This window comes from Pseudohalocynthiibacter sp. F2068, assembly GCF_023015645.1.
Lineage (GTDB): Bacteria > Pseudomonadota > Alphaproteobacteria > Rhodobacterales > Rhodobacteraceae > Pseudohalocynthiibacter > Pseudohalocynthiibacter aestuariivivens.
Genome location: NZ_JALKAK010000010.1, coordinates 113390 through 125181 on the forward strand (window position 1 = coordinate 113390; position 11792 = coordinate 125181).

Genomic DNA, 11792 nt, shown 5'->3' on the forward strand with positions numbered 1-11792 from the left:
ACCTCAACCCCACAGGTAAAATACGGACATCTCATGAGCGATAAACTTGAAAAGTTGACATCTGCCCTTCTTGATGCTGCGCAGAAAGCCGGGGCCGAAGCCGCCGATGCGCTGGCGGTTGCGGGTTCTTCGCTTTCTATTGACGTGCGGAACGGTGCCCTTGAACAGGCGGAACGCTCTGAAAGTACAGACATTGGTCTGCGCGTGTTGGTTGGAACGCGGCAGGCGATGGTTTCCGCCTCGGACACACGCCCGGAAACAATGGCTGAAATGGCTGTACGTGCTGTCGCTATGGCACGTGAAGCGCCAGAGGATGATACGGTAGGCTTGGCCGATCCAGCGCAGCTTGCCCAACACTGGGATGTTGATGCACTTGAAATGTATGATCCGTCGGAGGAACCCGCACCAGCAGCGCTGGAAGACGATGCAAGGCGCGCTGAGGCCGCAGCACTCGCAGTGAAGGGCATCAGTCAGGTTCAATCTGCCGGAGCTGGATATGGTCGGCAAAACATACATCTGGCGGCAAGCAATGGTTTTTCCGGGGGCTACAGCCGCAGTAGCCGGGGGCTGTCTTGTGTTGCGATCACCGGTACCGGGTCCGACATGGAACGGGACTATTATGGTGACAGCCGTATATTTCAGAACGATCTGCCGGATGCAGAATTTATTGGCCTTACGGCAGCCGAACGCACGGTTGAGCGTAGCGGCGCGCGCAAGCCAAAAACCGGGGCCTATCCGGTTCTGTTTGATGAACGCATTTCTTCCAGCCTGATTGGGCACTTGCTGTCAGCAGCCAACGGATCCAGCATTGCGCGTGGGTCTTCCTGGCTGCGCGACGCACTGGGTGACGCAGTTTTGCCGGATCACCTGTCATTGATCGAAGACCCACACAGGGTACGTGTCAGCGGCTCTCGCCCTTTTGATGGTGAAGGGTTGCCAACCGCCAAACGCGCCATTGTTGAAAACGGTGTTCTGACGGGATGGACGCTGGACCTTGGCACTGGCCGAAAGCTCGGAATGAAGAGCACGGCGAATGCCGCACGTGGCACGTCTTCGCCGCCGTCGCCATCGGTGTCAAACGTCAGTCTGACTCAGGGCGATCAAAGCCGGGCTGATCTGCTGGCCGAAATGGGGACAGGCTTGCTCGTCACGTCAATGATCGGATCGTCCATCAATTCCACAACCGGCGATTATTCGCGCGGTGCCTCTGGCTTCTGGGTTGAAGGCGGCGAGATAAAGTATCCGGTAAATGAATGCACAATCGCGGGTAATCTGCGCGACATGCTGCGCCGCATTGTACCAGCAAATGACGCGCGCCTGCACCTAAGCCGTGTTGTGCCAAGCCTGCTTGTCGAGGGGCTGACCCTTGCCGGCGAGTGACCTGTCCCTCTTGATCGACGCCGCCCATGCGAGCGGCGCGATTGCGCGACGATACTGGAAAAATTCGCCCGATTTCTGGGACAAACTGGATGGCGCTGGCCCGGTAACAGAAGCCGATCTGGAAATCGACCGGATGCTGACGGCTGAACTGCGCGGCGCACGGCCTGACTATGGCTGGTTGTCCGAGGAAACCGAAGATGACGCCCAGCGTCTGAGCCATGAGAAAGTTTTCATCATTGACCCGATCGACGGAACCCGCGCGTTTATTGCCGGGGAACGCAATTTTTCCCATTCACTGGCAATAGCGGAAAACGGTCGGATCACGACAGCCGCCGTCTTTCTACCGATGCTCGATAAACTTTATGTCGCGACTTCCGGCAGCCACGCCTTGTTAAACGACAGACCAATCACGGTCAGCAGTGTCGCGATCGAAAAGGCGAACCTGCTGGCCGCAAAGCCCAACTTTGAACCACAACACTGGCCGGGTGGTGTGCCCCCTGTAAAGCGGCATTTCCGTTCGTCACTGGCGTACAGGTTATGCCTGGTCGCAGAGGGCGCATTTGATGGCATGCTCACGTTGCGCGACACCTGGGAATGGGACGTTGCCGCAGGCAGCCTGATTGCAGCGCAGGCTGGCGCCACAGTTTCAGATACCCACGGCGGGAAACCGGCATACAACAACGCGCGCCCTATGCTGAAAGGCATGATCGCCGCGGGCCCGGGCCTGCACAGCGGTCTGCGTGCCCGTTTGCCAGACTAAAGTCTTAGGCCTATTTGCCTTTGGATGGCTTTTCCTTCGCGCCGCCCTTTTCCCCTTTTGACCCTGATTTAACGTAACCACCGGGGGTCGGGCTTTTCTTGTCTTCGCTTTTCTTGCGGTCACTCATCGAACGCTCCAATACTTAATTACCTAAAAACAACGATCTTAATCTGCCAAATCGCGCAGTAGCGTGTAAAGCGTCGCCAAGAACAGGAATCTGATCAAGTGTTTTTTCAAAACGAACCTGGGGCAGCCCAGGATTACTTTTTGGCTGAACCTGTTACATCCGGAGTTGGGATTTTGCCGAAAAACCCGCCTCTGTTCCGGTAAACTAGGAACCTCTCGCGGCACCTGTTCTCGTCACTATACAGTTTGCCCGCACAGAAGCCTTGATGAGATCAAGCTTCGCCTCTTTCCCCTGTGTCATCAATCCACTAGGGTACGGGCAACGTTTTAATACCTTTCGGAGGACCATATGACCCAACGTCTTCACCTCGTTTTTGGTGGCGAGCTTGTCGACCCGACAAAGAACGCATTTAAAAGCGTCGAGGATATTCACATCGTTGGCATGTATCCAGACTATGCCTCCGCTTACAATTCCTGGAAGAGTGAAGCCCAACGCACAGTGGACAATGCCCACATGCGGTATTTCATTGCCCATATTCACCGCCTTCGCGACGAAGAAACAGAAGCTTCGTCGACCGAAGAGCTTGGCAACTAAGCGGATCAAGCAGTGGCACAGTCTTTTGGTCTGATGCTCTATTATGTTCTGGCGCACCAGTATGGTGTGCTTCAGCGTCGGCGACTGGAGCACCAGAAAGATGCAACCCGCATCCACGAAAGACTGGGAACCCCCAAAGAGCGGCGCCCTGACGCCCCTCTGATCTGGTGTCACGTTAAAACCAAAACGCAGGTGGACGCCTTTTTCGAAACCATATCTCGCATCCGTGAAGATGGTGATGAACTTTGGTTTCTTCTGACCTCAGAGTCTGCAGATTTAGATGATTTTTTGAAACAACACCTTCCTGAACAGTGCTTTCATCTTTTTTTGCCGTTACAAGCACCGCAATTTATCCGTCCTTATCTTGAACACTGGAAACCCGATGCCGTGGTCTGGACAGAAAACCCAAGCCATCCGCTGATCTTGTGCGAAATCGCAGCCAGAAAAATCCCTTTGATTTTAGCGGACGCAAACATGCCAGCGGCGAAACCTTCACTTTTTCATCAGCTTTTGAGGCTCGACAAAAGTCTTTATCAGAAGTTCGAGGCGATTTTAGCCCGCGATGAAGAAACTGCTGATTGGTTGAAACGTCAGGGAATTGAGACTGACAAGATAGAAATTATTGGTCCAATGCAGGAAGGCACTGTTGCGCTTGCGTGCAACGAAGTCGAGCGTGCGCGTCTTGCAGCGTTATTGCTGACACGGCCGATCTGGCTGGCCGCGTGTTGCTCGGAAAATGAAGAGGCGATTGTTATTGCCGCCCATAAAACTGCGATGCGGCGCGCCCACAGGCTTTTACTTATCGTCGTGCCTGAGCGCCCGGAGCGCGGGTCGACACTGGCGCAGGACTTTGAGGCGGCGGGTCTTAACACCTGTTTGAGGTCTGGTGGGGAAGACCCGGATGAGAACACGCAAGTTTATGTCGCAGACACAGAGGGTGAAATGGGCCTGTGGTATCGGTTGGCCCCGACAACATTCATGGGTGGCACGCTTGAACCAAACACCAAACCTGGCGGTGCCAGCCCCTATGATCCTGCTGCGTTGGGTTCTGCCATACTACACGGTCCCGAACTAGGTCCCTTTGCAGATAGCTACGCGCGTCTTGGCGAAGCCGGAGCTACAGAGTTTGTTGAAGACAAAACAACCCTGGCAACCGCAGTTGAGACCCTATTAGCCCCTGATAAGGCGGCAATCATGGCGCATAACGCTTGGGCCGTGTCCTCTGGCGGGTCCCTCGTGACCGGGCGCATTATCGAGCTTCTGACAGATGTGCTCGACACACCGAGGGCGGGCTGATGCAGGCACCACGCTTTTGGTTCACACCTCCCGATCAACCTGATTGGCGCGCGCGGCTTCTGGCCCCGCTCAGCGCGCTCTACAGCGTTGGAACCGCGCGAAGACTGGCGCGTGGGAGCGGGCTACGCCTGCCGGTGCCCGTGATCTGCATTGGTAATCTGAATGCGGGCGGAACCGGCAAGACACCCACAGCAATTGCTATTGTCATGCGGCTTAAGGAACAGGGTTTCGTGCCACATATCGTGTCTCGCGGGCACGGTGGAAGCCTATCTGGGCCGGTTCATGTGAGCGAGACCGCGCATACTGCGAGCATGGTTGGCGATGAGCCCCTATTGCTTGCAGCGTTTGCTCCAACCTGGGTGGCTAAGGACCGGGCGGCGGGCGCTGAGGCGGCCATTGCTGCAGGTGCAGATATCATCGTATTGGATGATGGGTTTCAGAACCCCAGCTTGATTAAGGATCTTTCGATCATCGTTGTTGATGCGCTGCACGGGTTTGGCAATGGACGGGTTTTACCTGCGGGGCCTTTGCGCGAACCAGTGGACGTTGGACTAGAGCGTGGTGATTTGTTGTTGTCGATCGGAGACGACAAAGCTCAGGATAAATTCGCAGACCTTTGGGCAGAACGCATTCCCCTTCCGCATCTCAAGGGCGTGCTTAAACCGCTTCAAACCGGAATAGAATGGGGTGAGATGTGTGTGCTTGCCTTTGCAGGTATTGGGCATCCGGAGAAGTTTTTTGCAACCCTGCGCGCAGAAGGAGCAGACGTTGTACGGGCCGAAGCGCTGAGCGACCATCAACCCCTGACACCTGCCCTGATGAAACGCCTTGAGACCGAAGCGAAGTTGCGCAATGCACAACTGGTCACAACAGAAAAGGACGCGGTGCGCCTGCCCCGTGATTTTCGGCTGAAAGTACTGACAGTTCCGGTACGGCTTGAGATTTCAGACTGGAGCAGTTTTGATGCCGCATTGAAGCGGGTTACTTCTGGCTAAGCTCTGCCCTTATTTCACCCCCGTGTTCGTCCAGTTTCGGCGAGGGGCGTTCCATCGTCAGCTCCGCCTCAGAGAAAACGAAGGGTGCCCGAACCGTAGGAACCCCATCAAGCGTTTGCTGCATTTCGCGTGCTTTCACTTGCGGGTCAGCAAACACCTCTTCCAGATCATTAATCGGTCCTGCAGGAACGCCCTTACTCTCACAAACGGCCAGCAAGTCGGCCTTACTGAAGGTGACTGTCACCGCTGTTAACAGTTCGGTCAGCTTTTCCCGGTTTTTGATCCGATCCGCATTGGTCAGAAACTCTGGTGCTTCCGCCAAATCGGGCAGACCAAGCAAGAGGCAAAGCCGCTGGTACTGTGCGTCGTTCCCCGTTGCGATGATGATATAGCCATCCGCACAATCAAATACCTGATAGGGTACGAGGTTCTGATGCATATTCCCTATCCGCTCGGGTGCTTTGCCCGTGGTCAGATAGTTCATTGCCTGATTGGCGGTGACGGATACGGCAACATCCAGCAGCGCCATGTCGATTTGCTGGCCCTTGCCGGTGATACTGCGTTGATGCACAGCAGCAAGAATTGCAGTGGTCGCATATACGCCGGTGAAGATATCCGTTACCGCAACCCCAACCTTTTGCGGCTGGCCGTCTGGTGCACCTGTGATCGACATAAGACCCGACATGCCCTGAATGATGTAGTCGTATCCTGCGCGATGCGCGTAGGGGCCGGTTTGACCGAACCCGGTGATCGAACAGTAAATAAGCCTTGGGTTCAGTTCGCTCAGGCTTTTGTAGTCCAGCCCGTATTTTTCGAGACCGCCGAATTTGAAATTTTCGATCAGGATATCTGCGTCAGCGACCAACGCCCGCACGGTTTCCTGCCCTTCAGTGGTTCGAAAATTAACGGCAATGGACCGTTTGCCACGGTTGCAACTGTGAAAGTAGCTCGCAGAGCGATCATCATCACGTTCTAAGAACGGCGGTCCCCACTGGCGGGTGTCGTCACCCGAGGGGCTTTCAACCTTGATAACGTCAGCCCCGAGATCCGCGAGCGTTTGGCCAGCCCAAGGGCCCGCAAGAATACGCGCCAGTTCAACGACCTTCAGGCCCGTAAGAGGAGCTGTCATCAGCCAGCCAGCTTCTCGTCGAGAATGGCGCGGAACTCATCATAGCCCATATTGTTGTATTTGGTGCCGTCGATGACAAAGGAAGGGGTGGAATTAATGTCATCCGCTGCCGCGTTCTTTTGGTAAAGAGCCACCATCGCCTGAGCGGTGTCACCGTCATTCAGACATGCGTTCATCTGATCGTCCGACATGCCGGCAGCACGGCCAATGGTACGCAGGTTGTTGACGATGGTTTCCGGCTCACCACCTTCAAGCCACTCACGTTGCCGGTGATAAAGCATGTCGGAAATGCCAAAATAGCGCATTTCACCACCACAACGCGCCAGCATCCCGGCCCAAAGGCCAAAGCGGTCAAAGTAAACTTCGCGGTAGATGAACCTTACCTTACCCGTGTCGATGTAATCCGCTTTTAGCTGTGGAAACGTATTCTTGTGGAAGTTTGCACAATGAGGGCAGGTGAAGGACGCATATTCGATCATCGTGATTGGTGCATTTTCATCACCCATCGCCATCTCGACGATACCAGATGTATCGATGTTGCTGGCTTCCTGCGCACTGACACTGCCAAGGCTCGGGCCAGTTGTCTGGGATTGGTTGTTATAGAAATAGGCGCCACCTGCGATCAGCGCGAGTGCTGTGCCTCCGAGGAAAAGTCTGCGTTGCATGAGGGGGACCTCTTCTAAAGTTTGTTACGAGATAAGATTTTTTCACCCAGTGCTGCAAGGGCAGAACGTAAATCATCATCCTGAACGGGTTTTGCAACCTCTTGGGCTGCGTTTCGTACTGCCGGGTCAGGTTCTGGAGTGGTATTTTTGGGTGCGGGTTTAAAAGACATCTGACCTTCTGCAAATCCGGTAGGCGCCGTTTGCGTGACACGGATTCGCGAAATGGCGGAGTATCCGTAACAGGCATTTACCTTTTCACGAATACGCTCTTTCTGCATTTCAACAATTGGTGCATTGGCCCCGTTTGTCAGGATGGTCAGCGTCGCGCCAAAGCCGTCACGCCCATATCCGACCTTAACCGGATACGCAGTCGCAGCGATTTCGGCACCGATAATTTCTTCCCAATGCGTCAACAGCCGGGTTACCGCGAACCCGCGAGATTCACTGGCTTTGCGTATACGGGTTTGCAACAGGCTCGAGGTCTGCGCAAAGCCTTTGCCTCTGCGCGGATGTTTTGGGTATTGCGCTGATGTACGTGCCATCTTTTCATCCCGTAATTGCGCGCTATCTTAGACTCATGCGGCGCAACTGCCAGCGCAATAGCGCCACAGGAGATATAAAACTTGCGTGATAGTCAGCTTAGGCAGGAAATATTAGACTGGTATGACAGGTTTGCCCGTGAAATGCCCTGGCGTATTGCCCCGGCAGACCGCAAAGCCGGACAGGTCCCCGACCCCTATCGCATTTGGCTGTCCGAAGTCATGCTGCAACAAACAACTGTGGCAGCAGTGCGCGACTACTTTCACCGTTTCACAACGCGTTGGCCGAATGTCCGCTCATTGGCGGCCGCCGAGGACGGGGATGTTATGGGGGAATGGGCCGGACTAGGTTACTACGCCCGGGCGCGCAACCTGTTGAAATGCGCGCGTGCAGTCGTGGAACAGCATGGCGGAACGTTTCCGGATACTTATGATGCACTGCTGACTTTGCCGGGAATTGGCCCCTATACGGCGGCCGCGATAGCCTCTATCGCGTTTGACCTGCCGGAGACAGTTGTTGACGGCAACGTTGAAAGAGTGATGGCGCGGTTACATGCGATTGAGACGCCCCTGCCCGCTGCGAAGCCAGAACTCACAAAGCTCGCACAGGCTTTGACACCCGAAACTAGGCCCGGTGACTACGCTCAGGCGGTCATGGACCTTGGAGCCACGATCTGCACCCCGAAATCACCCGCTTGCGGTATTTGCCCATGGTCAACGGACTGCGTTGCGCGTGCCAAAGGTATTCAGGCAGAGCTGCCAAAGAAAACACCTAAAAACCCGAAACCCATACGGTATGGCGTTGCTTTCCTTGCGAAGCGGTATGACGGTGCGTGGCTGCTGGAACGCCGCCCGGATAAAGGCTTGCTCGGCGGAATGCTTGGCTGGCCCGGCTCGGATTGGGGAGATGTTGCAACCGAAGCCCCCCCAATTGCCGCGAACTGGCAAACCGTACCAGCGGAAGTGCGTCACACCTTCACACATTTCCATCTTCGGCTTGCTTTGCGCTATGCCGATGTTTCACAGGATTGCAGACCAATTTCAGGAAATTTCCTGCCGCTTGATAAGTTTCGACCGTCCGACCTGCCGACAGTTATGCGAAAGGCCTTTGATCTGACGCAAGGTTTTTTGCAGGAAGATTGAGTATCCCCGCGAAGACGCGTTATGATTTCACCAAAATCAAAAGGACGCCTGCGATGATCCCTGCTGCACAGGTTGCTAAGCTGCAAAATGCGTTGCCGTTCTGGCTTTCGCTTGGGATGGTTCCGCTGACCTATCTGGGGGCAGTTTTTGGCGGTTGGGCGCTTATCCTTCAGCCGTTCTATGGTTTGTGCCTGTTCAGTATTCTCGACAAACTCACCGGTCTCAATCTGGAAAACCCCGACGTAGAGACTGATGAGGCCGATTTGTTTTGGTATCGGCTGATTACGTTGCTCTGGTTTCCGATTCAGCTTTGCGTGGTTTTTGGGACAATCTGGTGGGTGACGCACACCGATCATCTGGCACTCTGGGAAAAGATTGTTCTTTTTTACGGTGTTGGGATGCTGTCAGGCGGTATCGGCATAACCTACAGCCACGAACTGATGCACCAGAAAAACAATCTGGAACGCTGGTTGGGGGATCTTTTGCTTGCGATGGTTCTCTACAGCCATTTTCGCAGCGAGCATCTGCAGGTGCATCACAGCTATGTCGCAACACCGCGAGACCCGGTAACAGCGCGTTACAACGAAGGATTTCACAAGTTTTTCCTGCGTGTGCTGCGCCAATGTCTGCGCTCTGCATGGAATGCAGAAAAGGCGATGCTGGCGCGTAAGGGCAAAGGTGCCTTTGACAGATCAAACCCGTTTTTTCGCTACGGGACATTGCAGGCGGCAATGCTTGTTCTGGCCTATCTGATCGGCGGTTGGGGCGGGCTGGCACTGTTCATCTATCAGGCATCCGTCGCTGTCTGGTTCTTAGAGCTGACGAACTACGTTGAGCACTATGGTCTAACCCGCAAACATCTTGGCGACGGAAAGTATGAACATGTCAAACCACGCCACAGCTGGAACGCAGCGCATAAAACAACAAACTGGTTGCTGATAAACCTGCAGCGCCATTCAGACCACCACTACAAACCGAACCGGCGTTTTCCGTTGCTGCAAAACTATTCTGAAGCAGAGGCACCACAGTTGCCCTATGGCTATCCGGTAATGACTGCAGTCGCGATGGTACCACCGCTCTGGCGGCGCATGATGAACCCGCGCGTGCGAAGGTGGCGTTCGATGTATTATCCGGAGATCACCGATTGGTCGGCCTACAAAACCGCGAGCAATCCAATGCCGAGGTAGCGACAGAAGGGCCGTCATGTCATTTCAATCCACAGATTTAGCGCCTTCAGCTATGGGCTCTTTCACCTTTAGGCGGTGATTGGCCGGTACATTTGACTAAGCGGCACACCCACAATATCTTTTAGAAGTCCTTATCTTTAAGGCCAAGGAAGGCTGCGACATTTGCTCGCAAATAGTTAGTATACATTTGTATACATCGCAGTCGGTAGTGTATGCGGCACGTGGCCGGGCACATCAGTGTTTAGCGTCACTGACCCAGTAGCGAGATGAATTTTATGACCCAAGCAACAATTTCCATAGACGACCGTATACAGTTCCTTGATGACCTCGAAATCATGGAAGCGGATTTTTCAAATTATGCGTTTGTGACATCTCCGGATGTAAACCATTTCTATGATCGGCTCGAAGCTCGGATCGCAGAAACCGGAGAGGACAAATGGTTCTTCCTGGTCAACCTGTCCGGTATGCGGATCGACCCAAGTGCGTGGCTTGTTTACGCAAAGCGCGGCAAGGCATTGAACCTCGCCCATTCGCAAGGATCCGTGCGGTTTGACGCAAGCGACGAAACCAAACGTCAGATTGAGCGCGACGCAAAAACAGAACGCTTTGACCCGAACCTCTTTTCCAATCGTGACGCCGCGCTCGCCCGGATTGCAGAGATGCCATCGAAACGTCGCCGTAAGATCGTTTATGATCTGTCACTCACGCTGGACCAGATTGCTGAACGTGTTCGGTTTTTGTTTGATGATCAGATTATGGAAGCGGATTTTTCGAACCTCACTTTTGCGCATTCCGGTGACGTGAACGCGTTCTATGACTTTCTGGAAGAAGCGATCAAAGAAACTGGCCAAAAATGGTATTTCCTCGTCAACTACGAAAGCACAAATATCTACCCGGAAGCTTGGGTCAGCTACGCCCAACGCGGCAAGAATCTTAACGCAGATGGTTCTTTGGGCACAGTACGCTTTGCGCCTGGTTCAGGGACTGAAGAACTGATCCGCATGCGTAGCGAAGGTCAGGACAGCCGCCCCAATATCCGCAACACGCGCAAAGAAGCGCTTGAGCGGATCGCCGAAATGAAATCTGGGCAGGCCTAAGAGCGGTATGTCATTCTGACATTTCGCTAAAGCGCAGCCTGTTCATCTGAATCTGCGGAAATTTGAAACTGCTGGAGTGTTAGGCGTAGTACCGAAAGCTCAGTTACCCGCTTGCCCGGTAGACACGCTAATTGAATTTGTAGACCTGTTTTGCGCCACCATGCGTTCCCGCTTTTCAGCCAGCACTTCCTCACGCGGGCGCCAGGCGTAGCTCGAATCTTCACGCGGTGGCGTCCAGTGAAGCTCGCCGCTGTATCGCCAGGGGTCAAGCACCAGCCCCTCATACATCGTATCCCCACGGCTGCTGACGATTACAGTGCTGTGATCAATCCGAAGCAGCATGTTGGAATTCGCGATGGCCCGATGCAAATCGAGCGTTTGAAAGTTCTCTTGCTTTAGCCGGGTCTCCATATCCTGGGCCCAATGCCAGCAGAGCCCGCGCGGACGCGTGCCATTATTGACCTTCATATTATGTATAAGTGCCGAGTCAGTGATCTGATATTCTTGCGCCAGCTGAAGCGGATACTCGTAAGCAATGTGGGCCGCACGATCTGCCTCTTCGGGATCAACATCGTCGCCAAGCGCACGAATGACCTGCGCAAGTTCCAGAATCTCTTGCTGGTTCGGCGGTGGCGGACCAGCCGGAGACGTTGTTGCGCAACCGGCGAGAATAGTTATCACCAGCAGCGAAAGCACACAGGATATTCGCCTGATAATTTTCAATGTCTTAGCCCGACCTCTGAACACGGTGCCAAAGATGCTAGCGCGTCATTTCGCGGTTGTCGAGTAACTGCATGAATTACTGCTTCAATGTGCAAAAGAACGTGAAGCATTGTCGACTCCAGCGTCTGCTCACTGTTCTTTTCTTTGATTCGCAACT

12 protein-coding genes are annotated in these 11792 nt (G+C 54.2%); 8 read left to right on the forward strand and 4 right to left on the reverse strand.

Annotation, left to right across the window (positions count from 1 at the left end):
* Positions 1 to 33 precede the first annotated feature (33 nt).
* From MWU63_RS12870 to lpxK, 5 genes are all read left to right on the forward strand, one after another.
* Positions 34 to 1380 carry a TldD/PmbA family protein gene (locus MWU63_RS12870; RefSeq protein ID WP_247078122.1) on the forward strand — a complete coding sequence of 449 codons (1347 nt, stop codon included), beginning with the start codon at positions 34 to 36 and terminating at the stop codon, positions 1378 to 1380.
* On the forward strand, positions 1367 to 2140 hold the full coding sequence (locus MWU63_RS12875; RefSeq protein WP_247078124.1) for a 3'(2'),5'-bisphosphate nucleotidase CysQ: 774 nt from the start codon (positions 1367 to 1369) through the stop codon (positions 2138 to 2140). Before MWU63_RS12870 ends, MWU63_RS12875 begins: the two co-directional genes overlap by 14 nt.
* Positions 2141 to 2615: 475 nt before the next feature.
* On the forward strand, positions 2616 to 2861 hold the full coding sequence (locus MWU63_RS12880) for a DUF4170 domain-containing protein (RefSeq protein WP_213890230.1): 246 nt from the start codon (positions 2616 to 2618) through the stop codon (positions 2859 to 2861).
* A gap of 12 nt (positions 2862 to 2873) precedes the next feature.
* A complete protein-coding gene (locus MWU63_RS12885; protein WP_213890231.1) occupies positions 2874 to 4157 on the forward strand; it encodes a glycosyltransferase N-terminal domain-containing protein in 1284 nt (427 codons plus the stop codon).
* Entirely contained in the window at positions 4157 to 5152 is a 996-nt protein-coding gene (gene lpxK / locus MWU63_RS12890) for a tetraacyldisaccharide 4'-kinase (RefSeq protein ID WP_213890232.1), read from the forward strand. Before MWU63_RS12885 ends, lpxK begins: the two co-directional genes overlap by 1 nt.
* On the opposite strand, the gene MWU63_RS12895 is transcribed toward lpxK, so the two are convergent.
* Genes MWU63_RS12895 through MWU63_RS12905 form a run of 3 tightly spaced genes read right to left on the reverse strand, consistent with a single transcriptional unit; the run spans position 5139 to position 7488 of the window.
* On the reverse strand, positions 5139 to 6281 hold the full coding sequence (locus MWU63_RS12895) for a CaiB/BaiF CoA-transferase family protein (protein ID WP_247078126.1): 1143 nt from the start codon (positions 6279 to 6281) through the stop codon (positions 5139 to 5141). The genes lpxK and MWU63_RS12895 overlap by 14 nt on opposite strands.
* Complete coding sequence (locus MWU63_RS12900; protein WP_213890234.1) at positions 6281 to 6946, reverse strand: DsbA family protein; 666 nt, start codon at positions 6944 to 6946, stop codon at positions 6281 to 6283. Before MWU63_RS12900 ends, MWU63_RS12895 begins: the two co-directional genes overlap by 1 nt.
* Positions 6947 to 6960: 14 nt before the next feature.
* A complete protein-coding gene (locus tag MWU63_RS12905) occupies positions 6961 to 7488 on the reverse strand; it encodes a DUF721 domain-containing protein (RefSeq protein WP_213890235.1) in 528 nt (175 codons plus the stop codon).
* An 81-nt stretch (positions 7489 to 7569) separates the two neighbouring features.
* Here MWU63_RS12905 and mutY point away from each other — a divergent pair, with 81 nt between their 5' ends.
* The 3 genes from mutY (at position 7570) to MWU63_RS12920 (ending at position 10912) form a co-directional block, all read left to right on the forward strand.
* A complete protein-coding gene (gene mutY, locus MWU63_RS12910; RefSeq protein WP_213890236.1) occupies positions 7570 to 8628 on the forward strand; it encodes an A/G-specific adenine glycosylase in 1059 nt (352 codons plus the stop codon).
* A 53-nt stretch (positions 8629 to 8681) separates the two neighbouring features.
* The gene (locus tag MWU63_RS12915) at positions 8682 to 9815 is read left to right on the forward strand and encodes an alkane 1-monooxygenase (protein WP_213890237.1); all 1134 of its coding nucleotides are present in this window, start codon (positions 8682 to 8684) and stop codon (positions 9813 to 9815) included.
* Positions 9816 to 10090: 275 nt separating this feature from the next.
* On the forward strand, positions 10091 to 10912 hold the full coding sequence (locus tag MWU63_RS12920) for a hypothetical protein (protein WP_213890238.1): 822 nt from the start codon (positions 10091 to 10093) through the stop codon (positions 10910 to 10912).
* 99 nt (positions 10913 to 11011) lie between these two features.
* Here MWU63_RS12920 and MWU63_RS12925 read toward each other — a convergent pair whose 3' ends face one another.
* The gene (locus MWU63_RS12925) at positions 11012 to 11635 is read right to left on the reverse strand and encodes a hypothetical protein (RefSeq protein ID WP_213890239.1); all 624 of its coding nucleotides are present in this window, start codon (positions 11633 to 11635) and stop codon (positions 11012 to 11014) included.
* Between the last annotated feature and the right edge of the window lie 157 nt (positions 11636 to 11792).

Coding starts and splice junctions, on each gene's coding strand:
- MWU63_RS12870 (WP_247078122.1), top strand. CDS start 34: ATGAGCGATAAACTTGAAAAGTTGACATCTGCCCTTCTTGATGCTGCG.
- MWU63_RS12880 (WP_213890230.1), top strand. CDS start 2,616: ATGACCCAACGTCTTCACCTCGTTTTTGGTGGCGAGCTTGTCGACCCG.
- lpxK (WP_213890232.1), top strand. CDS start 4,157: ATGCAGGCACCACGCTTTTGGTTCACACCTCCCGATCAACCTGATTGG.
- MWU63_RS12895 (WP_247078126.1), bottom strand. CDS start 6,281: ATGACAGCTCCTCTTACGGGCCTGAAGGTCGTTGAACTGGCGCGTATT.
- MWU63_RS12900 (WP_213890234.1), bottom strand. CDS start 6,946: ATGCAACGCAGACTTTTCCTCGGAGGCACAGCACTCGCGCTGATCGCA.
- MWU63_RS12905 (WP_213890235.1), bottom strand. CDS start 7,488: ATGGCACGTACATCAGCGCAATACCCAAAACATCCGCGCAGAGGCAAA.
- MWU63_RS12915 (WP_213890237.1), top strand. CDS start 8,682: ATGATCCCTGCTGCACAGGTTGCTAAGCTGCAAAATGCGTTGCCGTTC.
- MWU63_RS12920 (WP_213890238.1), top strand. CDS start 10,091: ATGACCCAAGCAACAATTTCCATAGACGACCGTATACAGTTCCTTGAT.